Source organism: Streptomyces sp. CS113, assembly GCF_002188365.1.
GTDB lineage: Bacteria > Actinomycetota > Actinomycetes > Streptomycetales > Streptomycetaceae > Streptomyces > Streptomyces tendae.
Genome location: NZ_KZ195574.1, coordinates 747,003 through 773,942, shown reverse-complemented (window position 1 = coordinate 773,942; position 26,940 = coordinate 747,003). Strand labels below are relative to the sequence as shown.

Below are 26,940 nucleotides of genomic sequence, written 5' to 3'. Positions count from 1 at the left end.
GTTAGGTGAGCCTTACCTAATGAATTGCTGAACGGAGGTTGGGATGGGTGACAGCCACACCTGGACGGCCGCGCCCGCCGCGGCGGAGCAGGCCCGCTCCATGCTCGCCGCCGCCTGGTCCTGCGCGGTGACCGCGGAGGGCGGCCGGGAGGAGTTCGTCGGCGCGCACACCGTGACCGACGACGGCCGGGTGCTCCTGCACGTGCCCGAGGACAGCGCCCTGCTCGCGGCGGCGGTGTGCGCGCCCCGCGGGGAGCCGTCCGCCGTGCTGGAGTTCGCCGACGTGGCGCCCGTCCCGGTGCGCGGCCGGATCAGGGCCCGGCTCTGGCTCGCCGGCTGGTTCGCCGTGGCGGACGGGCACCTGGCCTTCCGGCCCACCCGGGTGGTGCTGCGCCGGCCGTCGGGTGCCGTCGTGGTCGACGTCGACGAGTTCACCGCCGCCGCGCCCGATCCGCTGGCCCTGGCCGAGGCGCGGCTGCTGACCCATCTCGCCGACTGCCACGGCGACGCCGTGCAGCGGCTGACCCGGCTCGTCGACCCGGAGAGCCTGCACGGCGCGGTCCGGGTGCGGCCGCTCGCCGTCGACCGGCACGGACTGACCCTGCGCATCGAACGGATCCGTGACCACGGCGACGTACGCCTGCCGTTCCACGCGCCCGCCGACGAGATCGCGCAGCTCACGGAGCGGGTGCACGTGCTGCTCGCCCAGGCGGGCGCCGCCTCCTGCCCCCGGGCGCTACAGCGGCAGCGCACAGACGGCGACGGGTGAGGCGAACGGCTCGCCCGCCGGGCGCAGTTCGCCGTCGTCCGCGCTGACGCGGAACACGGTGACGGTGCCGGAGTGCTGGTTGGCCGCGAACAGCAGCCCGCCGTCCGGGGAGAAGGCGATGTGCCGGGGGAAGTCGCCGCCCACCGGTACCGTCCCGAGCAGCCGGAGCCGCGCGCCCTGCGCCTCCACCGCGTACCGGGCGAGACTGTCGTGCCCCCGGTTGGCGAGGAAGGCGTACCCGCCGTCCGCCGTGACCAGGAGCTGCGCCGGGTGGTTGGTGCCCGGTCCCGCCCCGGTGGACTGCGCCTCGCCGACGGTCAGACGTCCCGTCCCCGGGTCGTACGCGCAGACCGCGACCGTGTCGTCGAGTTCGTTGGCGAGATAGGCGTGGCGTCCGCCGGGGTGGAAGGTGAGGTGCCGGGGTCCGGCGCCCGGCCGGGTGCGTGCCCGCGCGACCTCCGTGAGGGTCCCCGCGCCCTCGTCCAGGCGGTAGGTGTACACGGTGTCCGTGCCCAGGTCCACGGCGAGGACATGGTCCCCGTCCGGCGCGGTGACGACCTGGTGGGCATGCGGGCCTTGCCGTCCCGGGCCCGGCGGGGGAGTGGAGTGGGTGACCAGGTGGGTGCGCTCGCCCAGCGCGCCCGAGGCGTCGACCGGGTGCACGGCGACGCTTCCCGAGCCGTAGTTGGCGCTGAACAGCCAGCGCCCGCCGGGGTGCACCGACAGGTGGCAGGGGGCCGCGCCGCCGGTGCTCCGGCTGCCCAGCACCTTGCGGTCCGACAGCCGGACGGCGGTCACCGCCCCCTCCTCGCGCTCGCCGACCGCGTACAGGGTCCGGCCGTCGGGATGCACCGCCAGGTACGAGGGGTCGTCGACCTCGGCGAGGAGGCCGTGGCCGGTGATCCGGCCGGTGCCGGGTTCGTACGCGGCGAGCCCGATGCCCTTGCCGCCTCCCTCGGCGGAGGTGTAGGTGCCCAGGAGGAGCGGGCGCGGGCCGGAGGGCCCCTGCTCCCTGCCCGACGCCCCGCCGCTCGCCCGGGACGCGACGGGCGGCGAGGACGGAGCCTGCGCCCCACCCGCCCCGCCGCACGCCGCTGTCGCGGGGAGGGCCGCGGTCGCGGTGGCCGTGCGGGCGAGCAGGCCGACGAAGCGTCGTCTGCTCCATCCGTCAGTGTTCATACGGCCCTCCCGTGCCGGTCCGCCGCTACCAGTCCCCGTCCTGCACCGGCTTGCCCGGCGCGTCCCCCAGCGGGTGGACCTGGTGGGGCGCGGGCGGCTGCCACGGCTCGTGGTCGTCGCCGATCCAGTCCCCGACCGGCTGCACGTCCCGGAGCGGTCCGGTGGGTGCGAGATCGTGCGCGTCCTGGTCGTAGTAGTCGTACCAGGGCAGGCCGGCCCGGGTGTAGGCGGCCCGGTCCACGGGGGACGGCGGCGGGGCCTCGCCCGTGATGCGGCGCCACTCGGGCGGCGTCACCAGGTGCACGAAGACCCGGCCCGCCGGCCGCTCCGCCCAGTCCGTCAGCGGCCGTTCGTCGCGGTACACCTCCTGGCGCATGGAGCCGCCGACGCCGAGCCCCATGGCGGGCGCCGACCGGGCCCGGGGCGCACCGCCGTAGCCCGGGGCCGCGCCCGGGGCGGCCGGTGCCGACATCGGTGCCGGAGCGCCGAGGGCCCCGCCCGAACGGGCCGCTCTGCGGGCCGTCTCCGTACGGCGCCGCTCCTCCTCGCGCCAGCGCGCCAGCTCCGCGTCGCCCAGGGTGAACGCCTGCAACTGGACGCCGCCCCAGACCTCCTCACCGGTGACCTGGCCCTCGACGGTGGCCCCCATGCCGAGCGGCACCGCCACGAACTGACGGACCGTGCCGGCGCCGGAGTTGATGCCGTCCAGCCAGGGCTGGCGGGGAAGCACCACGTAGTTCTGCGGATCCCGGGACAGCCGGTCGCTCCAGGGCCTGCCCGAGACGGCGCACACCTTGCCCACCCCCACCTGGAGCGCGGCGGGCTCGCGCGTGCCCGCGAAACTCAGCCACATGGCCTCCCGCAGGTACACCGGCAGCATCACGCCGCCCCGCGCCCGCCATGCCTCGGGCACGCTGTCGGCGTAGTCGGAGACCCGGCGGACCGGGAACTCGCCGAGCCCGGGCGGCAGCGGATGCGTGCCCGTCTCCGGCAGCCGCAGGGTGCGTACGAAGCGGACCGTCGCGCCACCGGGCAGGGTCAGCCGGTTCCCGTCGATCCGCACACTGGTGTCGCTCATCCGAACGCCCCCTCATTCGCCGTTCACGCGTCGTCGTCGGCCGCGCGTCGTTCGTCGTTCCTCAAGGGGAACGCCGGGCGGCGGTGCCGCGGTTCCGCCTGCGCAGCGCGGCCCGCACCCGGTCCCGCAGCCGGGTGAGCCGCGGCATGCGCTCGCGCTGCTCGCGCGTGTGGCGGTCCAGCTCCTCCAGGAGCCGGCGCGAGCGGTGCTCGGTGTCCATCTCGTCGATGATCCGGTTCACCTCGGCCAGCACCGCGCCCCGCAGCTGCCACTGTGTCGCGTCGCGCCGGACCTCCTCGAGCAGCAGGTCGGCCAGCCTGTCCCGGGTGGCCGCGGCCTGGCGCAGCTCGGCGGTGAGGCGCTCCTCCGCGGACTCGGCGTTCTCGCTCGCGTTGCTGGTGACCAGCACCGAGAAGCTCACCACGGCGTCGGCGATCTCGGACAGCAGCTGCTGGATCGCGGCGCCCGTCTCCGGCGCGAACAGGGGCTCCGGCTCCCGCTCCTTGGCCAGGTCGGTGAAGCTGCGCGCGAGGACCCGCATGACCACCGTGCAGATCTCCAGGGTGTCCAGGCCGGTGCGCAGCACGACCCGGTGCAGCAGCCCCTCGCGCACCCGGGGGTTGAACCGCAGACTGTCCTCGGCCTGGCGCAGGTCCTCGTCCACCTCGCCGATGTCGTGGTCGAGCCGGCGCGCCTCGTGCAGCCGGGCCGCCGCCTCGTGGAACGGCGTGCTGCCGGCCGCCTCCTCGCCCATGCGCAGCAGCAGTTGCCGCACCTGCCGGGCCAGCCCCACGACGGACTCGCCGGCCTGCTCCACCCACACCGGAGGCGCGAGGATCAGGTTGAAGACGAGCCCGACGATCGCCCCGATCAGCGTCTCCACCACCCGGGCCCACGCCAGGCTCCCGTGCGAGGTGACGCCGAGCACCAGCATCGCGCTGATCGCCACCTCGGCGGTGAACTCCTCGGCGCGCACCAGGTGCCCGACCCCCAGCGCCGCCACGATGATCAGGGCCAGGCTCCACCAGCTCAGCCCGACCAGCTGACTGAAGGCGATGGCGACCAGGACACCCGCGACCACGGCGTTCACCCGGCGGAAGCTCATCTTCAGCGTGGCGTACAGGGTGACCTGGACGACCAGCAGCGCGGTCAGGGGCGCGGTGAGCGGCGCCGCCGACTTGTCGGGGCTCAGCCGCACCGCGATGACATAGGCGATCGAAGCCGCGGCGGCAGAGCGCAGGGCCTGTACGACCATGGGGTCCCGCAGCCACTTCACCCGCCGCAGAGCCGTCCTCGCGGCCTCCAGCACATCCCGCATCCTCGGGCTGTTCCCTTCCGCAGGCGCCTCGAACGTGTCCGATCAGGACGGTAGCCGGACGCGGGCGGCCGGGCCCCTCTCACGCGCCGGGCGCCGCCGGACGGGTCAGCCGGTCACCTTGGCGACGAACGCGGACAGATGGCCCAGCGCCCGGGCGACCTGCTCGTCCAGGGTGAGGCTCTCCTCGAATCGGGCACCGCTCTGCGAGACCTTCCTGCCCCGCAGGTACAGGGAACAGGCGAGATCGGTGCACATGTACAGGCCCACCGAGTTGCCCTCGCGGCCGGCCGCTCCGGCCTTGCGCGCCGTCATCAGCGACACCCCGCCCCGGGGGTGGGTGGTCAGGCACAGCGCGCACATGCTGCGCTGGAAGTAGCCGCTCCTCGCCGGCTGGAAGCGCAGCGCCACACCGGTGAGGCGCCCGTCGAGGTCGGCGACCAGGTAGCTGCGGTCGGGCGCCCCGGGATCCCGCCAGCCGAGGAAGTCGAGGTCGTCCCAGGGGCGCTCGTCCAGGTCGCGGGGGACGGCCAGGCGCTTGGCCTCGCCCTTGGAGCAGTTGATGAAGGAGCCGCGGACGTCCTGCTCGTCGAGTGCTCTCATGGGAAGCCACCGCCTGTTCTGTGGGAACCTGGATCAACCTAGGGGCTCTAGGTTTCCACCTAGCCTAAATAGCCTACGGGGCGAGATGCCACCGGATTTCGAAGGGGCGAGTTCATAGCATGAATTAAGTGCGAAGGGAAGTCGCGTACGGTCGTACCGCAGAGGTATCTTGCAGACCGGGCACGTACGGGAGGAACCACATGGCGGGGCGGAACGGACGCACGGTGCGCGACCTCAGGAGGGGCAACCGTACGGCCGTACTGCAACGGCTCTACTTCGACGGACCGCTCAGCCGCTTCGAGCTGGGCCCGGCGACCGGACTCAGCTCCGGCTCCGTCAGCAACGTGGTCGCCGACCTGGTCGCCGACGGACTGGTGGAGGAGGCCGGCAGCGTCGACTCCGACGGCGGCCGCCCGCGCACCCTGCTGCGCGTGGCCCCCGGCAGCGGCCACATGATCGGCGTGGACGTCGGCGAGACCCGGGTGCGGGTCGAGCTGTTCGACCTGACGCTCACCGAACTCGCCCGCGCCGAACGCCCGCTGGCCCCGCAGCGCTACGACGTCGACGTCATCGTCGGGCACATCCGCGAGGGCGTCGCCGAGGTGCTGGCCGCGGCCGGACTCCCGCCCGAGCGGCTGCTCGGCGCCGGGATCGGCGTCCCCGGCATCGTGGAGCACACCGCCGACCGCGGTGCCGTGGTGCACGGCCAGACCATCGGCTGGGACGCGGTCCCGCTGGAGGCCCTGCTGCGCGCCGGCTCACCGCTGCCCGACACCGTCCCCTACCTCATCGACAACGGGGCCAAGACCCTGGGCCAGGCCGAGATGTGGTTCGGCGCCGGCCGCGGCGCGCGCAACGCGGTCGTGGTCCTCTTCGGCTCCGGGGTCGGCGCCAGTCTCGTCACCCCCGAGGTCGAGCAGGGCCGGGCGGTCGAGTGGGGGCACCTGACCGTGCGGGTCAGGGGCCGCCGCTGCCGCTGCGGAGCACTCGGCTGCCTGGAGGCGTACGCGGGTGCCGAGTCGCTGCTGGCCCGCTGGCGGGAGGAGGACGGCCGGGTGCCGGAGGGCACCGACGAGGAGACCGCCCTGACCGCGATGCTCGCCGCCGCGTACCCGGCCGACGGCGGGGCGGCCGACCCGGTCGCGCTCGCCGTCCTGGAGGAGACCGCCGAGTACCTGGGCGCCGGTCTGTCCGACCTGATCAACCTCTTCCAGCCGGAGCGCATCCTCATCGGCGGCTGGGCCGGCCTCCAGCTCGGTACCCGTTTCCTGCCCGCGGTACGGCGCCACGCGGTGTCGTACGCATTGCGCCACCCCGCCCAGAAGGTGACCGTCGACCTCGGGCGGCTCGGCCCCGACGCCGTCACCGTCGGCGCCGCGATCCTGCCCCTGGCCGACTTCTTCGCGCGAGGCGGCAGGCGCCCCGAGCCGGCCCCGGAATACCCGGTCCCCGCCTGGCGCACGGCGCTCGAGGAGCGGGCTCCGCACTGAGGTTTCGCCGCTCGCCGTGGAGGTACCCGACGTCGCTGCGAAGAGCGCCGGACGATCTCGTACGACCGTCGGGCGCCGCAAGGAGCAGCAGAGCCGCGGAAAGGAGCGCGCCGTGTCCGACCACCGCCACGAGGGACCGGGGGAGAACGGTGCCCCCGTGCCGCGCGACATGCCGGACCAGCAGGCCGGCGACCACGACGATCCGTGGGAGGCCGCCTCGCCCACCCGCGAGCAGCGCGAGCACCGGCAGGGACCGAAGGACGAAGGCGCCCAGAACGAAGGCTCCGAGAGCGAAAGCTCCGAGGGTGAACGCTCTGAGGGCGACGGGGAAGGCGCCGGCGACGCGGAGACCGGGCCCGTGCCCGACGTGCCCGACACCGACGAGGCGGGCACGGGCCGGCGGGGCGCGCCGCACTCGGGTGCCGTACACCCCGAGCACCCGGTGCCCGACGAGCCCTCCGGCTGAGGCGGCCAAGGGAGCCGATGCGCGGCCGGCGCTCGGCTCCGTCCCGGCTCAGCCCACCTTGCGCCCGCGCATCGGCTCCGTGTCCGCGCCCGCGCCCTGACGCAGGCCCCGCAGGAACTCCTCCAGCACCTCCGTGGCCGTGCGCGTCGCCCGCCAGCCCAGCTCCACCCGTGCCCGTGTGCAGTCCATGAGCGGCAGCCGCAGCACCGCGTCGAACAGATGCGGCGAGGCGGGCAGCAGCCGCATCCCCCAGGCGGCGGCGACCGCCGAGCGGGCCGCGGTGCGCGGCAGCCGGACCGGACGCACCCCGATCAGCTCACCCAGCAACTCGGCGTCCACCGGCGGTTCGGCCGCGAGGTTGAACGCGCCCCGGGCGTCCCCGGAGCGCACCGCCAGCCGGTAGGCGTGGGCGGCGTCGTCCGTGTGCAGCGCCTGCACCCGCAGACCGGGGATGTCCGGCAGGAACGGCAGCAGCTCCACACGGGCCGCCGGGCCCGGCAGGAACCGTCCGCCGAAGATCCTGCGCTGCTCGCTGGCCGACTCCCGCTTGAAGAGGAAGGCCGGCCGCATCCGCACCACCCGGATCCCCGGGTGGTCGCGTTCGAAGGTGTCCAGCGTCCGTTCCAGGTAGGCCTTCTCCCGGCAGTACGCGGCGTCCGGCCAGCCGTGCGTCGGCCAGGACTCGTCCACCGCGTGGTTCTTCGGCCCCGGCGAGTACGCGCCGACCGACGAGGCGTGCACCAGCGCAGGCACCCCGGCCGCGGCCACCGCCTCGAAGACCCGGATGGAGCCGAGGACGTTCGTGCGCCAGGTCGTCGCCGGGTCGTGCGTCGGCTGGAAGGCCCAGGCCAGATGGACGACGGCGTCGGCCCCGGCGAAGTGGCCGGCCAGGTCGGTCTGCTCGGAGGCCAGGTCGACCGCGGCCCACTCCGTCCTCGCGGGCGACCAGCCGGGGATCCGCCGGGCCAGCCCCAGCACGGACCCCACCTCCGGATCCTCGGAGAGAAGCCGCACCACGCTGGTGCCCACGTTGCCCGTGGCACCCGTGACCACGATCCTGCTGCCCGTTGCGCCGCTCACCCTGTGCTCCTCTCGGCCGTTCGCCGTGCGGAGAGCACCGGGTACCCAGCAGCCCGGGAGGGGCACGCATGGAGAAGCCCCGACCGCGACGGGGGAATCACGGCCGGGGCGGCTCGGGGCGAGTACGGATGGCGGTCGCCTCTCGGCGAGACGCTCCACAGGGCTTCAGTCGAACGATCGTCCCTGTGGGCAATAGGTGGAGCCCGGGGACACTGTCCCATCCGTACCCACGGTCTGTTCAACGGAGAACGACCGGCCGGTGTTCCACCGTCTGTCGCGGTTTGGGGTGATGTGTGTCACTGCCCGGCCGGCCGGTCGGGCTCGTGCGGCTCGGGCACGACCTCGGCCCACAGGTTCTCCGCTTGCAGCAGCAGGGTGCCGAGCACCGCGGTCCGCGCGGCGCCCTGTCCGGCGTGCTCCCGCAGCCCCTCCTGCAACCGTCGGTGCAGTTCCTCCATCGTCGCCCCGGTGGCGGCCTCCGGACCGGCCCCGGCCCGCTCGCCCACCAGCCGGCCCGCCTCGGTGCGGCAGGCGTCGCCGATCAGCCGCAGCAGGCGTGCGTACAGGTCGAGGACCGGCCCCTCGGGCGGTGCGGGCGTACGCTGCTCGTCGGCCGCCACCGCCAGGGTCCGGGTCAGCGCGGTGAGGTTCCCGGTGACCCGGCTCCACCGCCGGTCCTCGTCCTCCGGCGGTACCACCGTGGGCCCGCGGTGCAGCCGCCGCAGCGGGCCCGACGTCAGGCGCAGGCTCTCCCGGCTCCACGACCGGGCGGAGTACAGCGCGTCCAGTCGCCGCTCCAGCCACGCGGCCTGCCGGGACCAGTCGGCCGCGCTCTGCGCGTCCCACCGGGTCTCCCGCAGATCGGTGGCGACGGAGTGCAGGAGGTCGCCGGCCCCCCGGGCCAGCGCCGCGAGGTTCTCCCGTACGTCCCGCAGATGGATCGGGGGCAGCACCAGGGCGTTGACCGCCACGCCGATGACCGCCCCGAGCGCCGCCTGCCCCACCCGGTGGCCGACCGCGGCGGCCGACACCGCCGTACCGGAGGCCAGGACGAACACCGCCGTGGTGGCCGCGTAGATGCCCTGCCGGCCGAAACGGGACCAGTTCGCCGCCAGCATCAGCACCGGCAGCGACAGCACCAGCGCACCGGTGTTGTCCTCCGTGATCGCCTGGGCCGCCGACGCCAGCAGCGCGCCGACGCAGATCGCCGCGAACTGCTGCCCGGCCTGCCGCACCGAGCTGTAGACGGTGGCCTGCACGAGGACGAGCGCCACCCAGGGCGCCATCAAGGCCATCGGGTCGTCCAGCCACACGCCCGCCACGCCCCACGCGATCAGCGCCGCGCCCGCGGCCTTCAGCGACTGCACGATCAGGTCGCGTTCCCGTCCGGGCCGGCGCCAGGCGGCCCGGACGGCTCGTCCGACGGCACACGCCTCCCACCACACCGCGGCCACGGGCCGCCGGCCCCTCATCGCCTCCCGGAGGGTGTGTGTCACAGCGCTCATGCGGTACCGGGTGTCCGCCGGGGCGGGCGGGGCGGGGTCGGGTCACTCATGCCAGCGGGCTTTCGCGCAGGGAGGCCAGCAGATCGGCCGGGTCGGCGTAGACCGCCTCCGCGCCCGCCTCCGTCAGATCGGCGCGGGGCAGACCGCCGCATAGCACGCCCACGCAGCGCACCCCGGCCCTGCTGCCCGCGCGCATGTCCCACACGGTGTCGCCGACGAAGACGGCCCGCTCGGCCGGCACCCCGGCGAGCTCCAGGGCGTGTTCGACCGGCTCCGGCGCGGGTTTGCCCGCGTCCACGTCGTCGGCGCTCGCGGTGGCGGCGATCGCGTCGTCCGCGTCGATGGCCCGCCGCAGCGCGCCCAGCTCCGCACCGCCCGCCGAGGTGGCCAGCACCACCTGCCAGCCGTCGCCGGCCAGCCGGCGCAGCAGGTCCCCGGCACCGGGCAGCGCGGGCAGCCGGTCGAAGTACTGTCCGTACAGTGCCTTGTGGGCGGCGCTCAGCTCACCGTCGCGGTCCTTGTCCCGGTCCTCGCCCAGCAGCCGTGCGACGAGGTCGCCCGAGGCGAGGCCGACGGCCCGGTGGACGGCATGCATCGGCACCTGGTGCCCCGCCTGCCGGAACGCCTCCCACCAGGTCGTCACGTGCAGGTGATTGGTGTCGACGAGGGTTCCGTCGACGTCGAACACGGCCGCCCGTTGCATGCACTGTCCCCTTCGTGGTTGGTCCGTGGACTGCGGATCGGCGGGCGGGTACCCAGGTCAGCGGCCCGCCACTCCGGACGGTGTACGGCCCTCCCGCGTCCAGGCCAGCAGCTCGTCCAGGGACCAGGTGGTGACCACACGCTCCGGGGGCACCCCGCACTCCTGGGCCCGCGCGCACCCGTGGATCTGCCAGTCCAGCTGACCGGGCGCGTGCGCGTCGGTGTCGACGGAGAACAGCACGCCGGCCGCCACCGCGCGGCGCAGCAGCCGGCGCGGCGGGTCGAGCCGCTCCGGGCGGCTGTTGATCTCCACGGCCGTGCCGGACTCGGCGCAGGCGGCGAAGACCTCGTCCGCGTCGAACTCCGACTCCGGCCGCCCCCGCCCGGTCAGCAGCCGCCCGGTGCAGTGACCGAGCACGTCCGCGTGCGGATCGCGGACGGCGGCCACCATCCGGCGGGTCATCGAGCGGGCGTCCATCCGCAGCTTGGAGTGCACGGACACGACCACCACGTCGAGCCGCTCCAGCAGCTCCGGCTCCTGGTCCAGGGAACCGTCGTCGAGGATGTCGCACTCGATGCCGGTCAGCAGGCGGAACGGGGCCCAGGTCGTGTTGAGCTCCGCCACCACGTCCAGCTGCTCGCGCAACCGCGCGGGGGAGAGGCCGCGGGCCACCGTCAGCCGCGGCGAGTGGTCGGTCAGGGCCGCCCACTCGTGCCCGAGCGCCGCCGCCGTCCGGCCCATCTCCTCGATCGGGCTGCCGCCGTCCGACCAGTCCGAGTGCAGATGGCAGTCGCCGCGCAGCAGCTCCCGCAGCCGTTCACCGCCCTGGGCCAGCGGGGTGTCCGCCTCTCCCTCCAGCCTCGCGAGGTAGCCGGGCACCTGGCCGTCCAGCGCCTCCCGCGCCACCTGCGCCGTCTTGGGCCCGACCCCCTTGAGCGACTCCAGCGATCCCGCCCGCTCGCGCAGCTCGGCGGCCGGCAGCGCGCCGAGTACCCCCGCCGCGGTCCGGAAGGCACGGACGCGGTACGTCGGCGCCTGGGCCCGCTCCAGGAGGAACGCGATCCGCTCCAGCGCCTCGACGGGGTCCATCGCCACCTCCTCGTGCGACCTCGGCCGGTCCCCACCGGCCTGCACCGCACGTCCAGGGTTCCCCAGAGCACCGGGACCCGCACCATGAGCCGGGCGGCCGGGCCGGTGGCGGAGTCCGGCCGGGTCCTCGCTCCCGCGGGTTGCGGCCTACCCTCTAGGCATGACCGAGATCGACAGCCCGCACATCGGCAGTCCGCGGATCCTGGTGCTCGGAGTGCACCCGGGCCCGCCCCCGTTCCGGATCGTGGAAATCGACGGCCAGGTGGTCGGTGAGGCCAAGGCCGTCACCGACGTGCTGGAGGCCGCCGCCGCGTTCGGCATCACGGTCCACGACCTGGACGACCCGGACGTGGTCCGCTGGGTGGGCGGGGACAAGTTCACCTGGACGCCCCGCTAGGACCCGTCCGGCATGATCCGCCGGACAGGCCCCGGCCCCGGGCACGGCCCCGCCCGGTGTGTCAGCCGACCGTCCACTTCTGGTTGGCGCCGCCCGTGCAGGTCCAGATCTGTAGCCGGGTGCCGTTGGCCGAGTTGTTGCCGGTGACGTCGAGGCACTTGTCGGCCTGCGGATTGACGATGTCGCGTGCGGCGGTGACGACCCACTGCTGGGCGGCGCTGCCGTTGCAGTCCCACAGCTGGACGACGGTGCCGTCCGCGGTGCCCCCGGCGTTGACGTCGAGGCACTTGCCCAGCGCCCGGACCGTGCCGTCGGAGCCCACCGTCCACTGCTGGGCGGCGGTGCCGTTGCAGTCGTAGAGCTGGACGGGGGTGCCGTTGGCGGTGTTCGCGGCGGCGACGTCCACGCACTTGCCGGCCAGGCCCCGGATCGCGCCGCCGGCCGGGGAGTCGCCGGTCGTCACCGACACGTGGTCGACGACGAGGGTCTGCGGGAAGACCGTGGAGCCGTCCGGGTCGCCCGGCCAGTAGCCGCCGACCGCCAGGTTGAGGATCAGGAAGTACGGCCTGTTGAACACCCACTGCTTCCCGCCCAGGTCGGCCGGGGTGCGCCGCTGGTAGACGGTGCCGTCCACCGACCAGGTGATCGAGTCGGGCGCCCAGTCGACGGCGAAGGTGTGGAAGGCGTCCGCGAAGGCCTGGCCGCCCGGCAGGGTGTAACCGGCGCCGATGCCGCCCGCGCCGGAGTAGCCGGGGCCGTGGAGGGTGCCGTGCACGGTGGAGGGCTCGAAGCCGACGTTCTCCATGATGTCGATCTCGCCGGAGTCCGGCCAGTTCACCGGGGTGCCCAGCATCCAGAACGCGGGCCACATGCCCTGCCCGCGCGGCACCTTCATCCGTGCCTCGACGTGGCCGTACTGCGCGGTGAACTTCCCCGAGGTGTTGAGCCGGGCCGAGGTGTACTGGCAGGTGCCGTACCAGCACTGGTAGTTGGCCGGGTTCTCCTTGCGGGCCGTGATGACGAGGTGGCCCTGGCCGTCCAGGGCCGCGTTCCGGTTGCCGGACGTGTAGTACTGCCGTTCGTGGTTGTTGACGTTGTCGCCGGTCTCGATCTGCCACTTCGAGGAGTCGACGGCCGCGCCGGCCGGGCCGTCGAAGGTGTCGGAGAAGGCCACGGCGGCAGCCGCGGAGGACGCGGTGCGGGCGGCCCGGGAGGTGTCCGGGTCGGCCTGGGCGGGGCCGGTCACGAGGGACGCGGCCAGCCCGGCGGACAGGGCGGCGGCGAGGAGACATCTGCGGAGCAGGCGTGGGCGGGCCACGGCTCTCCCTTCCGTACGGCGCCTTGCGCGAAGGCGCCGACCGAGGTGGGGGGGGGTTGGGGTGTCGCCTCTTTATTCAAGTAGTGAGATAAGGGCCGGTCAATACCTTGGTACGGACCAGATGTACCGCTCTCAGGCGCGACCCCCGCGCGCGTGCACCGTGCGGCTCATCCGTCGGCCGAGGAGCAGGTAACCGAGCAGCGCCCCGGCGGTGTTGAGGATAACGTCGTCGACGTCGAAGGCCCGGCCGGTGACCAGGGCGCCCTGGGCCGACTCCACCAGCAGCATCACGACGGCCGTCAGCAGCAGCACGCGCAGCACCCCGCGCGTGCGCGGGGCGACGACCGGGACCAGGACGCCGAACGGCACGCCGAGCAGGATGTTCCCACCGATCTGCTTGACGGCGTCGCGCAGGGCGGGCTGGTCCAGATAGGCCCTCAGTGACCGGCCGGGGTGCAGGTTGGTGTGCGTCAGGGCCTCGGACGCGGGGGAGGGGTGCAGGGTCAGCCGCGCCAGCACCACCGCGAACGCCACCATGAAGACGAACGCGCACGCCGTCGCCAGCAGCCGCAACGGCAGGGCGAGCGTGTGCCGTTCGCGAGGGTCGCCGTCGCGCGCCTTGGCGGCGCGGGGGCGCGGTCGTGAACGCGGCCCTGAGGCGGCACGAGCCATGTCGGTCCTCCAGTCGTCAACTTCCCCGCGTGGTAGGGCGGTTACCCGCCGATCCGCCGAGGATGCCCGGCGCGCCGCGCCCGGCACCCGCTCGGCTCCGTTTCACGTCCCGTACGTCACCCGCACCTCCTCGAAGCCGAGGGAGGTCAGCAGCCCCCGGAGCATGGCCGTGGTGTTGCTCTCGGCCCGCGCCTTCAGCTCGCTGTCCTTCGCCGCGTCGCCGATGTGCCGGGCGGCGAGCTTCTGCACGGCCTGCTCGCCGTTCGGGTTGTCCGAGAACAGGTCGCCGAGCCGGTCGAGCAGCCCGCGCTGCTTGGAGACCGCGTAGGAGCGGTCGGGGTCGAGCGCGGGCTCGCCCAGCGCCGCGTGCGGCAGCCGCAGCGTGGCCGAGGTCCGCCCGCCGTCGACCGTCACGTCGTCCTCGCCCACCTTGCCCAGGTCGACGAAGGCGTCGACGGTGCCCGCCCCGACGTACAGGGTGCGGGTGCCGCGGATCGCGTCGGGCAGGAACTTGGCGTCCTTCTCCAGGTCCACGACGACCTGGAAGTTGCCCGACGCGGCGTCGTACCGGCTGATGTCCTGGACGGACTTCAGCAGCGCCGGACCCGAGCGGTCCTGCGTCTCGGAGCCGAACAGGTCCTTCAGCCCCGGTACGACGCTCAGGCGCAGCCCGGCGAACAGCACGACGAGCACCAGCACCAGCGCGGTCAGCGCCTTCGCCCAGCCGGGCATGCGCCGCGCGGGCCTCTCGACGGGACTCGTGGGCTTCTTGACGGGAGTCGTCATGGTGACGGCCCTCCTTCCTACTCACCCGGATGCCCGCCAACTCCCTTGCCAGGCACCCCGTTTCCGGGCCCCATCGGACGGTCCGCGGCGGGGCGCGACGACCACACCGCCTCCCCCCGGGTGAGCCCGGGCAGCCTCAGCTCTGCCTCCCGCACCCGGCGGGCCGGCAGCTCGCCGGTGACGATCCAGGCCGGGTCGCCGCCCGTCGTACCGGTGAAGTCCGCGCCCAGCGAGGCCAGCAGGGCCGTCACGGCGGCCAGCGCGTCCGCCGGGACCTCCGCCTCGAAGGCCTGGTACGGCTCGTACAGCACGGTGCCGGCCAGCGCGAGGGCACGGCGCAGCACGATCGCCGTCAGCCCCCGGAAGTCGGCGGCCGTACTGACCGGCGAGCTGAAGCCGGAGCGGATCAGCGTGACCCGGTAGTCGGTGACCGCCGCGCCGGTGAGCCCGGTCAGCAGCGTGGCGTGCACGGTCTCCTCGATCGCCTGGTGGAAGGCCCGGGGCAGCGCGCCGAGTTCCGTCTCGTGGGCGAACTCCCCGCCCGAGCCGCGCGGACCCGGCTCGACGCGCAGCCCGATCGTCGCCCAGTAGCGGGTGTGGTCGAGCCACGGCATCTCCTCCGCCGCCTCACCGGTACCGCCCGGACGCTCCAGGAACCGGACGCGGCCCGGCGCGAAGTGCGCCTCGATGCCGAAGTCCTCGGCCAGCGTCGCCGCGAGCACCTCCAGCTGGACCTCGCCGTACAGCAGCAGCGCGGTGGCGCCGGAGGCCGCAGGGCGGGCGTGCAGCAGCGGATCCTGGTCGGCCAGCGCCAGCAGGGCCAGGCGCAGCGGCGCCGCCTGCTCCGGGTGCACCGCACGGACCAGCGTTTGCAGGGTCGGCGGCGCGAACTGCGGTGCTCGCTCGGGCAGTTCGCCGAGCCGGTCGCCGACGCGCAGGCCCCCGGGGACGGTGAGCGCGGCGATGTTCCCGGCGGTGAGCGTGGCGTCCCCGCCCACCACGTCGAGGCGGGTCACCCGGCCGCAGACCTCGGTGGTCCGCCCGTCGGACTCGCGGCGCAGGAAGGTGAGCCGCCGGCGCGGGCGCACCTCGCCGTCGTAGAGCCTGAGGTACGCCGTGCGCTCACCGGCGGGTCCGGGGCGCACCGCGAAGACCGTGCCGCGCGGTTCCGTGCCGCCGGACGTGCCCGGCGCGGCGGCCGGTACCAGGCCGACCAGGCCCTCGACCAGCTCCGCGACGCCCTGGCCGCCGAGCGCGGAGCCGTGGTACAGCGGGTGGAACGAGCCGTCGGCGGTCCGGGCGGCGAGGGCGCCGGCCACGTCCTCCCCGGTCGGCTCGGGGCCGTCGACCAGGGCGGCCAGGACGCCGGGGTCGACCTCGGCGAGCGCCTGAGCCGTCCGGCCGTCGGGCGGGCGGCGGACGACCCGGGCGTGCGGGGTGCCGGCGTCCGTCACCTCGGTCAGCGGCGCGACGTGCGGGGTCAGCAGGCGCCGGACGTCGTCGAGCAGGCCGTCGGTGCGCGCACCGGCCCGGTCGATCTTGTTGACGAACACGAGGGTGGGCAGCCGGAGCCGCCGCAGGGTGCGCATGAGGACGCGGGTGCGCGCCTGCACGCCCTCGACGGCGGACAGCAGCAGCACGGCGCCGTCGAGCACTTCCAGGGCGCGCTCGACCTCCGCGACGAAGTCGGAGTGCCCCGGGGTGTCGATCAGGTTGACCCGCGTGCCGCCGACGGTGAAGGCGGCGACGGCGGAGCGGATGGTGATGCCGCGGCGGCGCTCGATGCCGCCGTCGTCGGTACGGGTGTCGCCGGCGTCGACGCTGCCGAGCCGGTCGATGGCGCCGTGGTCGAACAGGAGCCGTTCGGTGAGGCTGGTCTTACCGGCGTCGACGTGGGCCAGGATGCCGATGTTCAGGGTGCGCATGCGTGCAGGAGTCCTCGAATACCGTGGGCCGGAAGGGGCGCTGGGGGATTCCGAGGAGTCGGCGCATGCGAGGGATTCCTGACGTGAGGAGGCTTGACGAGCCCGGGTGCGGACGGACGGCGCCGTCATGGCCCGGGGCCCCGGGAGCGGCGCAACAGGATTTCCGTAAGCTGGGGATTCCGGCCGGACAGGATCACCCGAGGAGCGGTCCGTGCGAGACATCGCCGTGTTCAGCGGTAGCGCCCACCCCGACCTGGCCGAGGAGGTCTGCGCCCAGCTGGGCGTGCCGCTCAGCCCCACCCGGGTCAGCCGGTTCGCCAACGACTGCCTCGAGGTGCAGCTCATGGCCAACTGCCGCGAGCGGGACGTGTTCCTCGTCCAGCCGCTGGTCAAGCCGGTCCAGGAGCACCTCGTCGAGCTGCTCCTGATGTGCGACGCGGCCCGCGGGGCGTCGGCCGGCCGCATCACCGTGGTCATGCCGCACTACTCCTACGCCCGCTCCGACAAGAAGGACGCCCCGCGCATCTCGCTGGGCGGGCGCCTGGTCGCCGACCTGCTGGTGGCGGCGGGGGCGAGCCGGGTCCTCGCCATGACCCTGCACTCGCCGCAGGTGCACGGCTTCTTCTCGGTCCCCGTCGACCACCTGCACGCGCTGCGGGAGCTCGCCGCCCACTTCCGCCAGTACGACCTCTCCCGGGCGACCGTCGTCTCGCCGGACCTGGGCAACGCCAAGGAGGCCGCGGCGTTCGCCCGGATGCTCGGCGCCCAGGTGGCGGCCGGGGCGAAGCAGCGGTACGCCGACGACCGGGTCAGCATCAGCGCGGTGATCGGGGACGTCGCGGGACGGGACGTCATCGTGCTGGACGACGAGATCGCCAAGGGCAGCACGGTGCTGGAACTCCTGGACCGGCTCCGCGAGGCGGGCCCGCGCACCATCCGCCTCGCCTGTACGCACGGGCTGTTCGCGGCCGGGGCGCTCGGCCGGCTCAGCGAGCAGCCGGACGTGCTGGAGATCGTGTGCACCAACACGGTGCCGGTGCCGGTGGACGACCACACGGACAAGCTGCGGATCCTGTCCATCGCGCCGGCGCTCGCCGAGGCGGTGCGCCGCATCCACAACGGCGAGTCGGTCAGCGCCCTGTTCGACGCCCGGCCGGCCGGCTGACGCCGAGGGCCTGTCTGACCATTCCCGTCTGCCTCGCCCTGCGGGCGACGACGGGAATGGTCAGACAGGCCCCAGGGCCTCCTCCAGGGTCGGCGACGGTGGCAGCAGCCGCGTCAGGCCGGTGATCCGCAGCATGCGCAGGGTCAGCGGGTGGGTGCAGACCAGGTGCACCTGCCCGCCTCCGTCGAGCACCTGGCTGCGAGCCCGGTACAGCAGCCGCAGCCCGGAGCAGTCGAAGAACTCGATGCCGCCGAGGTCGATGACGACCCGGGCACCGGGACGTACCGTCTCCCGGTCCAGGTGCGGGGCGATCTCCGCCGCCGAGGCGATGTCGATCTCGCCCCGGAACTCCAGCACCGTGTGCCCCCGGTGGCGGCGCACGCGTAGGTGCCGGGTGGGCGACGCGGATTCCTGCCGCACGAACCTTGCCTCCAGCCTGTTGCGGCCTCTCCGGCCTGCTTCCGGGGGCTCAACTACCCAGTCCGCTCGGAAAGTTACCCCGATCGAGCGAGTTTGAGCATGTTCGATTGACATATGTCATCGAAATCTCAGAGCAGTGCCGACGGCCTCGCCGATCGGGGGCGGAGAGGGCGGACGATCAGTCGACCACGAGAACCAGCTTGCCCGTGGTGCGGCCGGTCTCGCCCACGGCGTGCGCCCGCGCCGCCTCGGTCAGCGGGAACGTCTCGGCGATCGTGGCCCGCAGCTTCCCCGACTCGACCAGGCGGGCGATCTCCTCCATGCCGGCCCGGTCGGCGTCCACCAGCATCCGCACCGCCCGCACGCCCAGCCGATCGGCCTCCTCGTAGAACTCGTCCGAACCGACCGGCAGGATCGACACCACGACCCCACCCGGGCGCAGCACGCGCAGGGACCGCAGGGACGTGTCGCCGCCGATCGTGTCCAGCACCACGTCGACGTCCTTCACCGTCTCGGCGAAGTCCGTCTCCCGGTAGTCCACGGTCTCGTCCGCCCCGATCGAGCGCAGGAACTCGTGCTTGCCCGCGCTCGCGGTACCGATCACATGGGCACCCCGGGCCTTGGCGATCTGCACCGCCACATGGCCCACACCGCCCGCTGCCGCGTGGATCAGCACCCGCTGCCCCGGCTGTACGTCCGCCCGCTCCACCAGCGCCTGCCACGCCGTCAGCGAGACCAGGGGCAGCGCGCCCGCCTGGACGTGGTCGATCCCCGACGGCTTGTGGGTGAAGGCGCGCGCGGGCGCGGTGACGTACTCCGCGTGGGAACCGTGGCCGAAGGGGTAGGACAGCATGCCGAAGACCTCGTCGCCGGGTTGGAAGGCGGCGACGCCGATCCCCACCGACTCCACCACGCCCGACACGTCCCAGCCCAGGACGAAGGGCGGCTCCCCGAGGAAGCCGCCGTTCGCCCGGTGCTTCCAGTCGGTCGGGTTCACCCCGGCGGCGCGCACCCGTACCAGCACCTCGTTCGGGCGCGGCTCGGGGCGCTCGGGCCGAATCTCCTTCAGGACCTCGGGACCGCCGAGGACGTCCTGGCTGACGGCGCGCATGGTGTTCATCGAGACCTCGCAACTCGGGAAGGGGACGGGCGCACGGTCTGCAACCTCCGACATGATCGTGCCATTCCCGGCGCCGCACGGCAGCGCGGGCCGACGCGATGGCGGCGGGCCGAGCCACCGTGGGACGATCGTCACCCACCGATCATGACGTCATGTCAGGAGGCCGGTCGCCGATGACCCCGCCCGCCGCCCGCTCCGCCGAACAGCGCAGACACGACACCCTGCACCGCCTGGAGCACGACGAGGACGCCTGGGTGGCCACGGCCGACGGCGCGTCCGGCACGCCCTACCTCGTCCCGCTGTCCTTCTACTGGAACGGCTCGTACCTGCTGTTCGCCACGCCCGCCGCGAGCCCCACCGGCCGGAACCTGGCCGCGAGCGGCCGGGCGCGGATCGGCATCGGACCCACCCGCGACGTGGTGATGGTCGAGGGCACCGTCGAGACCGTGGAGCCGGTCGACCTACCAGAGCAGGAGGCCGAGCTGTTCGCCGCCAAGACCGGCTTCGACCCGCGCCGCCTCGCCACTCCCTACCTGTACTTCCGTGTCGCCCCGAGCCGCGTCCAGGCCTGGCGCGAGGCCGACGAACTGAAGGGACGCGACCTCATGCGGGACGGCCGGTGGCTGCCCACCGACTGATTCGGCCGGGCCGGGATATCCGCAAGGGAGAGGGCACGGGGCACGACGCCCCACGCCCGGAATCCTTCGGAGGAGACATGGCACTGGTCAACGCGGGCGTCGTGGTGCTCGACTGCGCCGAACCCGAGCGGCTCGCCGAGTTCTACAAGGGGCTGCTGGGCGCCGAGGAGAGCGACGTGAGCGCCAACCGGATCGAGATCGAGGGCCCCCGCGGTTTCCGCATGGCCTTCCGGCGGGACGTGAATGCCACCCCGCCGAGCTGGCCGCGCCCGGAGAACTCCCTCCAGGTCCACCTGGACTTCGTGGTGGCCGACCTGGACGAGGCCGAGCGCGCGATCGTGGGACTCGGCGGACGCCCGGTGGAGGCGAAGGACCCGGCCGGTCCGCACGAGGAGCGCGGCTTCTCCGACCCGGCCGGGCACTCCTTCACCCTCCGCCGCGCCCTCGCCCCGACCGCACCCAAACAGGGCTAGGGGTGTCGTTTGGATCTTGCCGGGGTCGCGGGGCCTGGCACGCACGGGTCGGCCACAAGGCGCCGTCGGCCGCGGCCGGCCTGATCCAAACGACACCCCCTGGCCGGGCCGCTGGTACCCGACCGGATCCGGGCCCCGGCCGGGGTCAGTCCCGGCCGCCCTTTCCGGCGACCGGCCAGGCGCCGGTCGAGCGCTCGATGGCCTTGGCGCCCGTGCGGTCCACGGCGCTGCGCACCGCGGCGAAGATGGCGCCCTGGATCGCGGCGGCCAGGAGGATCTCGCCCCAGCCGCGGTCCGGGTCCAGCGCGTCGGGCGCGTCGTCCTCGTGCCGGATGACCTTCCAGGTCTTCTGGAACGCCATCCCGGCGAGCGTGCCGCCCAGCCAGCCGAGTGCGAACCCGACGGGCTTGTAGGCGAGGGGGAGTTTCTGCTTCTTCTTCTTCGCCATGGTCATCTCCTTGCCTGGTGTGCGGTGCATGGTCGTGTGCGTACCGGTACGGGTCAGGGCCTGCCCCGCACCGGTACCTCCTCGCCGGCCCGGACCGGCCCCGGCGGGGTGCCCTCGCCGAACGGGCGCCCGCCCAGCTCCTCCCGGTGGTGGGGGGTGAGCCAGCCGGCCAGGTCCGGGCCCATGGGCACGATGCCGGTGGGGTTGATGCCGGTGTGCACCTGGTAGTAGTGCCGCTTGATGTGGTCGAAGTCCACGGTGTCCCCGAATCCGGGCGTCTGGAACAGATCGCGGACGTACGCCCACAGCACCGGGTTCTCCGTCAGCTTCCAGCGGTTGCACTTGAAGTGGCCGTGGTAGACGGCGTCGAAGCGGACCAGGGTGGTGAACAGCCGGATGTCCGCCTCCGTGATCGTGTCCCCGACCAGGTAGCGCTGCCGCTCCAGCCGGGGCGTCAACTGCTCAAGGCGCCGGAACACACCCGCGCAGGCGGCCTCGTACTCCTCCTGGCCGGTGGCGAAGCCCGCCCGGTACACGCCGTTGTTGACGTCCGCGTAGACCCCGGCCATCACCTCGTCCATCTCGTCGCGCAGGGCCCGCGGATACAGGTTCGGCGCACCGGGCCGGTGCAGGGCGGTCCACTCGGTCGCGAGGTCGAGGGTGATCTGCTGGTAGTCGTTCGTGACGAGCGCCCCGCTGGGCACGTCCACGATCGCGGGCACGCTCACCCCGCCCGGATAGCCGGTCTCCCGCCGGTCGTACGCCTCGCTCAGGTAGCGGATGCCGAGGACCGGGTCGCGGTCGTCCGCATCCAGCGTGAAGCGCCAGCTGCGGTCGTCCTGGATCGGGTCGGCGACCGCCAGGGACAGGGCGTCCTCCAGGCCGAGCAGCCGCCGTGAGACCAGGGCGCGGCCGGCCCACGGACAGGCGCGGCTCACCACCAGCCGGTAGCGGCCCGCCTCCACCGGCCAGCCGTCCCGGCCGTCCGCCGTGATCCGGTCGGCGAAGTGGCTTCGGGACCGTTTGAACGCCTTCCTCCCGTAGCCGCTGTTCCCGGGTGTCTTGTCGTCACCGCTCATGGCCCTGCCCTTCCGCTGTGCGGGTGTCCCTGTGTAGGCGTTCCCCGTTTTCGCCCGTCGGCACTGGCGGCCACCCGCAAGGCGGGGTGTGAGCCCGGCCGGCCGGGGCAGTCGGGGCTTCGTGAGTGGGACAACAGGGGAAGAGAAGACGGGCCGGAAGGCCGACCGCAGGACACGCGTCACCGTACTCGTGGCGCTGGCCGCCAACCTGGTGATCGCCGTCGCCAAGGCGGTCGGCGGGTTCCTCGCGGGTTCCCCCGCGCTGCTGTCGGAGGCGGCACACTCGGTCGCCGACAGCCTGAACGAGATCTTCCTCCTCGCCGCGCTGCGCCGCAGCCGCCGCCCCGCCGACCGGCGGCACCCCTTCGGCTACGGCAAGGAACGGTTCTTCTGGTCGCTGCTCGCGGCCGTCGGCATCTTCGTCATGGGCGGCTGCTTCTCCTTCTTCCAGGGCGTCGAGGCCCTGCGCACCGGTGCCGACGAGGAACTCGGCGGCTACGTGGCCGGACTGATCGTGCTCGGCATCGCCCTGCTCGCGGAGGGCGGCTCCCTGCTGCGGGCCCTGCACCAGGTGCGGGGCCAGGGCGGGCTCGCCGAGGGGATGCGGGACCCGGCGCTGCGCACGGTCGTCGCCGAGGACGGCACCGCGGTGCTCGGTGTCTGCCTCGCCATGACCGGCATGGCGCTGCACATGGTCACCGGGCAGGTGGTGTGGGAGGCCTGCGCCTCGCTCGCCATCGGCGCGCTGCTCGTCTACGTGGCCTACCGGCTGGGCCGCGAGGCCCGCGACCAGCTGATCGGCGAGGCCGCCGACCCCGAGGCCAGTGGCCGGATCAGGTCGCTGCTGCGGGCCCAGCCGGAGATCGACAGTGTCGAGGCGCTGTTCACCATGAAGACCGGCCTCGACACGGCCCTGGTGGCGGCCCGCGTCGACCTGGTGCCCGGCCTGGACAGCGAACGGGTGGAGGAGGTCTCCATGCGCATCAAGAGGTCGATCGCACGCACCGTCCCCGAGGCCCGTCAGGTCTTCCTCGACGTCACCGACCGGCCCGCGCGGCAGGCGGCGGAAAGCCCCGCCGCGACGGGGGAACGCGGCGGGGCCTGAACGACGTGTTCCCGGCGCTCAGCCGGTCCATGCGCGCCGCCTCCGGGAAACTCCGGGCGCGCCCGGTTCAGCCCGCGTCGGACGGCTCCAGGACGAAGACGGGGATCTCCCGGTCCGTCTTCTCCTGGTAGTCGGCGTACGGCGGGAACGCCGCGACCGCGCGCTCCCACCACGCGGCCTTCTCCGCGCCGGTGACCTCACGGGCCGTCATGTCCTGCTTCACCGGCCCGTCCTGGAGCTCCACCCGGGGGTCGGCCGTCACGTTGAAGTACCAGACCGGGTGCTTGGGGGCGCCGCCGAGGGAGGCGACCGCGGCGTAGCGGCCCTCGTGCTCGACGCGCATCAGCGGTGTCTTGCGCAGCTTGCCGCTCCGGGCGCCCCGGGTGGTCAGCACGATCACGGGCAGGCCGGTGTCCCTCAGGGTCGTGCCTTCGGTGCCGCCCGAGCTCTCGTACCGCTCGACCTGTTCACGCACCCACTGCGTCGGGCTCGGTTCGTACTCGCCGTCAAGAGGCATGTCCATCCGTCCGTACTCGTCGTGTCGTCGGACCGGCCGAAGCGAGAGGCTCCCTCGGCCGGCGCACGACCATCCTTACCGCATCCGGCCCCTCGTATCCCTCGGTCGCGGGGACAACCGGACGGGGCGGGTCCGGGCGCCGGTCGCGACACCGTGCCGCTCGGCCAGTTCCCGGGCGCGGCCGGCGCGGCCGGGCATCGCGATCGCGCCACTCGCGGCGCGGACCCGACCGGCACGGGGCGGTCCGGCCGTCCCCGACCGGTGAGACCCGGCCAGTCTGCTGCCGCCACCGATCTGGCCGAACTTGTCGTCGCCCCATAGGTGCCCGAGGCATCTAATAAAGATCACGACGCACACTTCGTCTGCGAGGTCTTCCATGACGGACACCGACACGACGACGAACACCGACACGGCGGACGGGGCGACGGCGAACGCCGACACGGCGAACGCCGGCCCGGTGCGGGGCGAGGGCCCGGCACACCCCGTCGCCTTCCCGCAGGACCGCACCTGTCCCTACCAGCCGCCCGCCGGATACGACGCGTTGCGCGCCGCCCGGCCCCTGACCCGCATCACCCTCTTCGACGGCCGCCCGGCCTGGCTGGTGACCGGGCACACCGCCGCCCGCCGGCTGCTGGCCGACCAACGCCTGTCGACCGACCGCACCCGCGACGGCTTCCCCGCCACCTCGGCGCGCCTGGCCGCCGTACGCGCTCGCAAGACCGCCCTGCTCGGAGTGGACGACCCGGAGCACCGGGCCCAGCGCAAGATGGTGCTCCCGGAGTTCACCCTCAAACGCGCCGCCGCGTTGCGCCCGCGCATCCAGCAGATCGTCGACGAACGGCTCGACGCGATGGTCGCGCAGGGCCCGCCCGCCGACCTGGTGACGGCCTTCGCGCTGCCCGTGCCCTCGATGGTGATCTGCGCACTGCTCGGGGTCCCCTACGCCGACCACGACTTCTTCGAGGCACAGTCCCGTCGGCTGCTGCGGGGCCCGCTGCCCGCCGACGTCATGGACGCCCGCGACCGACTGGAGGCGTACCTGGGCGAGTTGGTCGACCGCAAGCGGAAGGCACCCGGCGACGGCCTGCTGGACGACCTGGTCCGGCGGCAGTCGGCCGACGGCGCGGTCGACCGCGACCAGCTGATCGCGTTCGGGGTGATCCTGCTGGTGGCCGGCCACGAGACCACCGCCAACATGATCTCGCTGGGTACGTACACGCTCCTGACCAACCCCCGCCGGCTGGCCGAACTGCGCGCGGACCCCGCGCTGCTGCCCGGCGCCGTGGAGGAGCTGATGCGCGTCCTGTCGATCGCCGACGGGCTGTTGCGGATGGCCACCGAGGACGTCGAGGTGGACGGGCAGACCATCCGGGCCGGCGACGGGGTCGTCTTCTCGACCTCCGTCATCAACCGCGACGAGAGCGTCTACCCCGACCCGGACGCCCTCGACTGGCACCGCCCGGCCCGCCACCACGTCGCCTTCGGCTTCGGCATCCACCAGTGCCTCGGCCAGAACCTGGCCCGCGCCGAACTGGAGATCGCCCTGCGGACCCTCTTCGACCGGCTGCCCGGGCTCCGCCTGGCCGCCCCGGCCGAGGAGATCCCCTTCAAACCCGGCGACACGATCCAGGGGATGCTGGAACTCCCCGTGACCTGGTAGGAGGGTCCGGTACATGCGTATCGGCATCGACAAGGACACCTGCATCGGCGCGGGCCAGTGCGCCATGGTCGCCCCCGGCGTCTTCACCCAGGACGACGACGGCTACAGCACGCTGCGGCCCGGCCGCGAGGACGGCGCCGGCAGCGCGCTGGTACGGGAGGCGGCCCGCGCCTGCCCGGTGGGCGCGATCACCGCCGGGGACACGGAGGACGCCGGGAGCGTCTAGGACGCCCACGGGCGGGACCGGCGCCGCCACGGACCGAGGGCCGCCAGTAGGGTTCCGGGGTGAGCGAACAGGCTGGAAGCGGAAGCGGAAGCGGAAGCGGAAGCGGAAACGGAAACGGAAGCGACGGGGCCGCGGGGCCCTTCCTCTACGTCGTCGTCTGCGCCGCGGGCGTGGCCGACGGCGTCGGCGGGCTGATCGACGCGGCGCGGGGACGCGGCTGGGAGGTCGGGGTCATCGCGACACCGGTCGCCACGGGCGGCTTCTTCGACACGGACGCCGTCGAGGCGCGGACCGGCCGCCCGGTCCGCTCGGCCTGGCGCACGCCGGGCGATCCGCGGCCCTTCCCGGCGCCCGACGCCGTCGTGGTCGCGCCCGCCACCTTCAACACGATCAACAAGTGGGCCGCGGGCCTGGCCGACACCCTGGCCGTGGCCACCCTGTGCGAGGCGTGCGGCCTCGGCGTGCCGGTCGCCGTCCTGCCCTGCGTGGCCGACGCACTGGTCTCCCACCCCGCGTACCGGGAGAGCCTGGCCCGGCTGCGCGGGATGGGCGTGCGCTTCGGCGACCCGTACACCGGCGAGGCGGCGCAGGACGGCGGCCGCCCCGAGTTCGGCTGGGAACGAGCCCTGGACCTGCTGGAACCGCGCTGACCCGGACGAGGTTCGAGCCCGCGCGAAGACGTACGCTCGCCCTGCTACCGATCATCCCGAAGACAGGAGCAGCAACGATGCAGTACGTGAAGCTCGGTTCGACGGGCCTGGACGTGTCGCGGATCTGCCTGGGCTGCATGACCTACGGCGTCCCCGACCGCGGCACGCACGAGTGGACCCTCGACGAGGAGGCCTCGCGACCGCTGATCCGGCAGGCGCTGGAGGCCGGCATCACCTTCTTCGACACGGCCAACGTCTACTCCGACGGCACCAGCGAGGAGATCGTCGGCAAGGCGCTGGCCGACTTCGCCCGCCGGGACGACGTCGTGCTGGCGACCAAGGTGAACGGCCGGATGCGCCCCGGGCCGAACGGCGCCGGACTCTCCCGCAAGGCGATCATGACCGAGATCGACCACAGCCTGCGGCGCCTGGGCACCGACTACGTCGACCTCTACCAGATCCACCGCTTCGACCCGCACACCCCGGTCGAGGAGACGATGGAGGCCCTGCACGACCTGGTGAAGGCGGGCAAGGTCCGCTACATCGGGGCCAGTTCGATGTACGCCTGGCAGTTCTCCAAGATGCAGTACACCGCCGAGCGGCACGGCTGGACGAGGTTCGTGTCCATGCAGAACCACTACAACCTCGTCTACCGCGAGGAGGAGCGCGAGATGCTGCCCCTCTGCGCGGACCAGGGCGTGGGCGTGCTGCCCTGGAGCCCGCTCGCCCGCGGCCGCCTCACCCGCGACTGGGACACCGCCACCGGGCGCAGCGCCACCGACGCCTTCGGCAGCACCCTCTACCAGGAGGGCGACCGCGCCGTGGTCGAGGCCGTCACCCGCATAGCCGGTGAGCGCGGCGTCCCGCGCGCGCAGGTGGCCCTGGCGTGGCTGCTGCACCAGGACACGGTGACCGCGCCGATCGTCGGCGCCGCCAAGCCGGGTCACCTGGAGGACGCCGTGGCGGCGGTCGAACTCACGCTGAGCGAGAAGGAGACCGAGGAACTGGAGCGGCCCTACGCGCCGCACCCGGTCGCCGGTCACTGAGCGGCACGGGCACGGTCG

At 73.7% G+C, this 26,940-nt stretch carries 29 protein-coding genes; 12 read left to right on the top strand and 17 right to left on the bottom strand.

Going from position 1 to position 26,940, the window contains the following annotated elements; all coding sequences use genetic code 11:
- Positions 1-43 precede the first annotated feature (43 nt).
- A complete protein-coding gene (locus B9W62_RS03230) occupies positions 44-769 on the top strand; it encodes a DUF2470 domain-containing protein (protein WP_087804990.1) in 726 nt (241 codons plus the stop codon).
- On the opposite strand, the gene B9W62_RS03225 is transcribed toward B9W62_RS03230, so the two are convergent.
- From B9W62_RS03225 to B9W62_RS03210, 4 genes are all read right to left on the bottom strand, one after another.
- Complete coding sequence (locus B9W62_RS03225; RefSeq protein WP_087804988.1) at positions 737-1,948, bottom strand: lactonase family protein; 1,212 nt, start codon at positions 1,946-1,948, stop codon at positions 737-739. The genes B9W62_RS03230 and B9W62_RS03225 overlap by 33 nt on opposite strands.
- Before the next feature lie 25 nt (positions 1,949-1,973).
- Entirely contained in the window at positions 1,974-3,026 is a 1,053-nt protein-coding gene (locus B9W62_RS03220; RefSeq protein ID WP_087804987.1) for a hypothetical protein, read from the bottom strand.
- 61 nt (positions 3,027-3,087) lie between these two features.
- A complete protein-coding gene (locus B9W62_RS03215; protein ID WP_179235323.1) occupies positions 3,088-4,344 on the bottom strand; it encodes an FUSC family protein in 1,257 nt (418 codons plus the stop codon).
- 105 nt (positions 4,345-4,449) lie between these two features.
- Positions 4,450-4,944, bottom strand: coding sequence for an FBP domain-containing protein (locus B9W62_RS03210; RefSeq protein ID WP_087804983.1), 495 nt, complete (start codon positions 4,942-4,944; stop codon positions 4,450-4,452).
- Positions 4,945-5,144: 200 nt separating this feature from the next.
- On the opposite strand from B9W62_RS03210, the gene B9W62_RS03205 reads away from it, so the two are divergent.
- Both B9W62_RS03205 and B9W62_RS03200 read left to right on the top strand, forming a co-directional pair.
- Positions 5,145-6,434, top strand: coding sequence for an ROK family transcriptional regulator (locus B9W62_RS03205; protein ID WP_087804981.1), 1,290 nt, complete (start codon positions 5,145-5,147; stop codon positions 6,432-6,434).
- A gap of 112 nt (positions 6,435-6,546) precedes the next feature.
- Entirely contained in the window at positions 6,547-6,900 is a 354-nt protein-coding gene (locus B9W62_RS03200; RefSeq protein WP_087804979.1) for a hypothetical protein, read from the top strand.
- Positions 6,901-6,948: 48 nt separating this feature from the next.
- Here the strand turns inward: B9W62_RS03200 and B9W62_RS03195 are convergent, their stop codons facing one another.
- The 4 genes from B9W62_RS03195 to B9W62_RS03180 all read right to left on the bottom strand — a co-directional run bounded on the left by B9W62_RS03195 (position 6,949) and on the right by B9W62_RS03180 (position 11,277).
- On the bottom strand, positions 6,949-7,980 hold the full coding sequence (locus B9W62_RS03195; protein ID WP_087804978.1) for an SDR family oxidoreductase: 1,032 nt from the start codon (positions 7,978-7,980) through the stop codon (positions 6,949-6,951).
- 296 nt (positions 7,981-8,276) lie between these two features.
- A complete protein-coding gene (locus B9W62_RS03190) occupies positions 8,277-9,485 on the bottom strand; it encodes an FUSC family protein (RefSeq protein WP_179235322.1) in 1,209 nt (402 codons plus the stop codon).
- Positions 9,486-9,531: 46 nt separating this feature from the next.
- Positions 9,532-10,188, bottom strand: a complete 657-nt coding sequence (locus B9W62_RS03185; protein ID WP_087804976.1) for an HAD family hydrolase — start codon at positions 10,186-10,188, stop codon at positions 9,532-9,534.
- Positions 10,189-10,245: 57 nt separating this feature from the next.
- A complete protein-coding gene (locus B9W62_RS03180) occupies positions 10,246-11,277 on the bottom strand; it encodes a PHP domain-containing protein (RefSeq protein WP_087804974.1) in 1,032 nt (343 codons plus the stop codon).
- Positions 11,278-11,437: 160 nt separating this feature from the next.
- On the opposite strand from B9W62_RS03180, the gene B9W62_RS03175 reads away from it, so the two are divergent.
- Positions 11,438-11,674 carry a hypothetical protein gene (locus B9W62_RS03175; protein WP_087804972.1) on the top strand — a complete coding sequence of 79 codons (237 nt, stop codon included), beginning with the start codon at positions 11,438-11,440 and terminating at the stop codon, positions 11,672-11,674.
- A gap of 61 nt (positions 11,675-11,735) precedes the next feature.
- On the opposite strand, the gene B9W62_RS03170 is transcribed toward B9W62_RS03175, so the two are convergent.
- The 4 genes from B9W62_RS03170 to otr(A) form a co-directional block, all read right to left on the bottom strand.
- Positions 11,736-12,992, bottom strand: a complete 1,257-nt coding sequence (locus tag B9W62_RS03170) for a glycoside hydrolase family 16 protein (protein ID WP_087804971.1) — start codon at positions 12,990-12,992, stop codon at positions 11,736-11,738.
- Positions 12,993-13,124: 132 nt separating this feature from the next.
- On the bottom strand, positions 13,125-13,664 hold the full coding sequence (locus B9W62_RS03165) for a VanZ family protein (RefSeq protein WP_087804969.1): 540 nt from the start codon (positions 13,662-13,664) through the stop codon (positions 13,125-13,127).
- Positions 13,665-13,766: 102 nt separating this feature from the next.
- Positions 13,767-14,450 (bottom strand): DUF4230 domain-containing protein, encoded by a 684-nt coding sequence (locus B9W62_RS03160; RefSeq protein ID WP_087804967.1) that lies wholly within the window; start codon positions 14,448-14,450, stop codon positions 13,767-13,769.
- 17 nt (positions 14,451-14,467) lie between these two features.
- Complete coding sequence (gene otr(A), locus B9W62_RS03155) at positions 14,468-16,375, bottom strand: tetracycline resistance ribosomal protection protein Otr(A) (protein WP_087804965.1); 1,908 nt, start codon at positions 16,373-16,375, stop codon at positions 14,468-14,470.
- A gap of 211 nt (positions 16,376-16,586) precedes the next feature.
- On the opposite strand from otr(A), the gene B9W62_RS03150 reads away from it, so the two are divergent.
- Positions 16,587-17,540, top strand: coding sequence for a ribose-phosphate diphosphokinase (locus B9W62_RS03150; RefSeq protein ID WP_087804963.1), 954 nt, complete (start codon positions 16,587-16,589; stop codon positions 17,538-17,540).
- A gap of 60 nt (positions 17,541-17,600) precedes the next feature.
- Here B9W62_RS03150 and B9W62_RS03145 read toward each other — a convergent pair whose 3' ends face one another.
- Entirely contained in the window at positions 17,601-17,960 is a 360-nt protein-coding gene (locus B9W62_RS03145; protein ID WP_179235321.1) for an anti-sigma factor antagonist, read from the bottom strand.
- A 178-nt stretch (positions 17,961-18,138) separates the two neighbouring features.
- Positions 18,139-19,080, bottom strand: a complete 942-nt coding sequence (locus tag B9W62_RS03140; RefSeq protein ID WP_087804959.1) for an NADP-dependent oxidoreductase — start codon at positions 19,078-19,080, stop codon at positions 18,139-18,141.
- A 173-nt stretch (positions 19,081-19,253) separates the two neighbouring features.
- Here B9W62_RS03140 and B9W62_RS03135 point away from each other — a divergent pair, with 173 nt between their 5' ends.
- Complete coding sequence (locus B9W62_RS03135) at positions 19,254-19,718, top strand: pyridoxamine 5'-phosphate oxidase family protein (RefSeq protein WP_087804958.1); 465 nt, start codon at positions 19,254-19,256, stop codon at positions 19,716-19,718.
- A gap of 77 nt (positions 19,719-19,795) precedes the next feature.
- The gene (locus B9W62_RS03130) at positions 19,796-20,191 is read left to right on the top strand and encodes a VOC family protein (RefSeq protein ID WP_087804956.1); all 396 of its coding nucleotides are present in this window, start codon (positions 19,796-19,798) and stop codon (positions 20,189-20,191) included.
- Between the two features lie 145 nt (positions 20,192-20,336).
- Here the strand turns inward: B9W62_RS03130 and B9W62_RS03125 are convergent, their stop codons facing one another.
- Both B9W62_RS03125 and B9W62_RS03120 read right to left on the bottom strand, forming a co-directional pair.
- The gene (locus B9W62_RS03125) at positions 20,337-20,639 is read right to left on the bottom strand and encodes a DUF4235 domain-containing protein (protein ID WP_087811711.1); all 303 of its coding nucleotides are present in this window, start codon (positions 20,637-20,639) and stop codon (positions 20,337-20,339) included.
- A 53-nt stretch (positions 20,640-20,692) separates the two neighbouring features.
- Positions 20,693-21,718, bottom strand: a complete 1,026-nt coding sequence (locus B9W62_RS03120; protein WP_087804954.1) for a glutathione S-transferase family protein — start codon at positions 21,716-21,718, stop codon at positions 20,693-20,695.
- Positions 21,719-21,806: 88 nt separating this feature from the next.
- On the opposite strand from B9W62_RS03120, the gene B9W62_RS03115 reads away from it, so the two are divergent.
- Positions 21,807-22,823, top strand: a complete 1,017-nt coding sequence (locus tag B9W62_RS03115) for a cation diffusion facilitator family transporter (protein WP_087804952.1) — start codon at positions 21,807-21,809, stop codon at positions 22,821-22,823.
- Positions 22,824-22,890: 67 nt separating this feature from the next.
- Here B9W62_RS03115 and B9W62_RS03110 read toward each other — a convergent pair whose 3' ends face one another.
- On the bottom strand, positions 22,891-23,340 hold the full coding sequence (locus tag B9W62_RS03110) for a nitroreductase family deazaflavin-dependent oxidoreductase (RefSeq protein ID WP_087811710.1): 450 nt from the start codon (positions 23,338-23,340) through the stop codon (positions 22,891-22,893).
- Positions 23,341-23,716: 376 nt separating this feature from the next.
- Here B9W62_RS03110 and B9W62_RS03105 point away from each other — a divergent pair, with 376 nt between their 5' ends.
- From B9W62_RS03105 to B9W62_RS03090, 4 genes are all read left to right on the top strand, one after another.
- Positions 23,717-25,000: a cytochrome P450 gene (locus B9W62_RS03105; protein WP_087804950.1), complete on the top strand. Its 1,284-nt coding sequence runs from the start codon at positions 23,717-23,719 to the stop codon at positions 24,998-25,000.
- 13 nt (positions 25,001-25,013) lie between these two features.
- Complete coding sequence (locus tag B9W62_RS03100; RefSeq protein WP_087804948.1) at positions 25,014-25,226, top strand: ferredoxin; 213 nt, start codon at positions 25,014-25,016, stop codon at positions 25,224-25,226.
- Positions 25,227-25,285: 59 nt separating this feature from the next.
- A complete protein-coding gene (locus tag B9W62_RS03095; RefSeq protein WP_087804946.1) occupies positions 25,286-25,876 on the top strand; it encodes a flavoprotein in 591 nt (196 codons plus the stop codon).
- A gap of 77 nt (positions 25,877-25,953) precedes the next feature.
- Positions 25,954-26,922: an aldo/keto reductase gene (locus B9W62_RS03090; protein WP_087804944.1), complete on the top strand. Its 969-nt coding sequence runs from the start codon at positions 25,954-25,956 to the stop codon at positions 26,920-26,922.
- Positions 26,923-26,940 lie beyond the last annotated feature (18 nt).

What these genes read in the sequence shown, in the direction of transcription:
- B9W62_RS03225 (WP_087804988.1), bottom strand. Translation starts at nt 1,948, where the DNA reads ATGAACACTGACGGATGGAGCAGACGACGCTTCGTCGGCCTGCTCGCC.
- B9W62_RS03105 (WP_087804950.1), top strand. Translation starts at nt 23,717, where the DNA reads ATGACGGACACCGACACGACGACGAACACCGACACGGCGGACGGGGCG.
- B9W62_RS03205 (WP_087804981.1), top strand. Translation starts at nt 5,145, where the DNA reads ATGGCGGGGCGGAACGGACGCACGGTGCGCGACCTCAGGAGGGGCAAC.
- B9W62_RS03100 (WP_087804948.1), top strand. Translation starts at nt 25,014, where the DNA reads ATGCGTATCGGCATCGACAAGGACACCTGCATCGGCGCGGGCCAGTGC.
- B9W62_RS03230 (WP_087804990.1), top strand. Translation starts at nt 44, where the DNA reads ATGGGTGACAGCCACACCTGGACGGCCGCGCCCGCCGCGGCGGAGCAG.
- B9W62_RS03190 (WP_179235322.1), bottom strand. Translation starts at nt 9,485, where the DNA reads ATGAGCGCTGTGACACACACCCTCCGGGAGGCGATGAGGGGCCGGCGG.
- B9W62_RS03090 (WP_087804944.1), top strand. Translation starts at nt 25,954, where the DNA reads ATGCAGTACGTGAAGCTCGGTTCGACGGGCCTGGACGTGTCGCGGATC.
- B9W62_RS03135 (WP_087804958.1), top strand. Translation starts at nt 19,254, where the DNA reads ATGACCCCGCCCGCCGCCCGCTCCGCCGAACAGCGCAGACACGACACC.
- B9W62_RS03125 (WP_087811711.1), bottom strand. Translation starts at nt 20,639, where the DNA reads ATGGCGAAGAAGAAGAAGCAGAAACTCCCCCTCGCCTACAAGCCCGTC.
- B9W62_RS03140 (WP_087804959.1), bottom strand. Translation starts at nt 19,080, where the DNA reads ATGAACACCATGCGCGCCGTCAGCCAGGACGTCCTCGGCGGTCCCGAG.
- B9W62_RS03185 (WP_087804976.1), bottom strand. Translation starts at nt 10,188, where the DNA reads ATGCAACGGGCGGCCGTGTTCGACGTCGACGGAACCCTCGTCGACACC.
- B9W62_RS03160 (WP_087804967.1), bottom strand. Translation starts at nt 14,450, where the DNA reads ATGACGACTCCCGTCAAGAAGCCCACGAGTCCCGTCGAGAGGCCCGCG.
- B9W62_RS03210 (WP_087804983.1), bottom strand. Translation starts at nt 4,944, where the DNA reads ATGAGAGCACTCGACGAGCAGGACGTCCGCGGCTCCTTCATCAACTGC.
- B9W62_RS03130 (WP_087804956.1), top strand. Translation starts at nt 19,796, where the DNA reads ATGGCACTGGTCAACGCGGGCGTCGTGGTGCTCGACTGCGCCGAACCC.
- B9W62_RS03215 (WP_179235323.1), bottom strand. Translation starts at nt 4,344, where the DNA reads ATGCGGGATGTGCTGGAGGCCGCGAGGACGGCTCTGCGGCGGGTGAAG.
- B9W62_RS03165 (WP_087804969.1), bottom strand. Translation starts at nt 13,664, where the DNA reads ATGGCTCGTGCCGCCTCAGGGCCGCGTTCACGACCGCGCCCCCGCGCC.
- B9W62_RS03175 (WP_087804972.1), top strand. Translation starts at nt 11,438, where the DNA reads ATGACCGAGATCGACAGCCCGCACATCGGCAGTCCGCGGATCCTGGTG.
- B9W62_RS03220 (WP_087804987.1), bottom strand. Translation starts at nt 3,026, where the DNA reads ATGAGCGACACCAGTGTGCGGATCGACGGGAACCGGCTGACCCTGCCC.
- B9W62_RS03180 (WP_087804974.1), bottom strand. Translation starts at nt 11,277, where the DNA reads ATGGACCCCGTCGAGGCGCTGGAGCGGATCGCGTTCCTCCTGGAGCGG.
- B9W62_RS03110 (WP_087811710.1), bottom strand. Translation starts at nt 23,340, where the DNA reads ATGCCTCTTGACGGCGAGTACGAACCGAGCCCGACGCAGTGGGTGCGT.
- B9W62_RS03120 (WP_087804954.1), bottom strand. Translation starts at nt 21,718, where the DNA reads ATGAGCGGTGACGACAAGACACCCGGGAACAGCGGCTACGGGAGGAAG.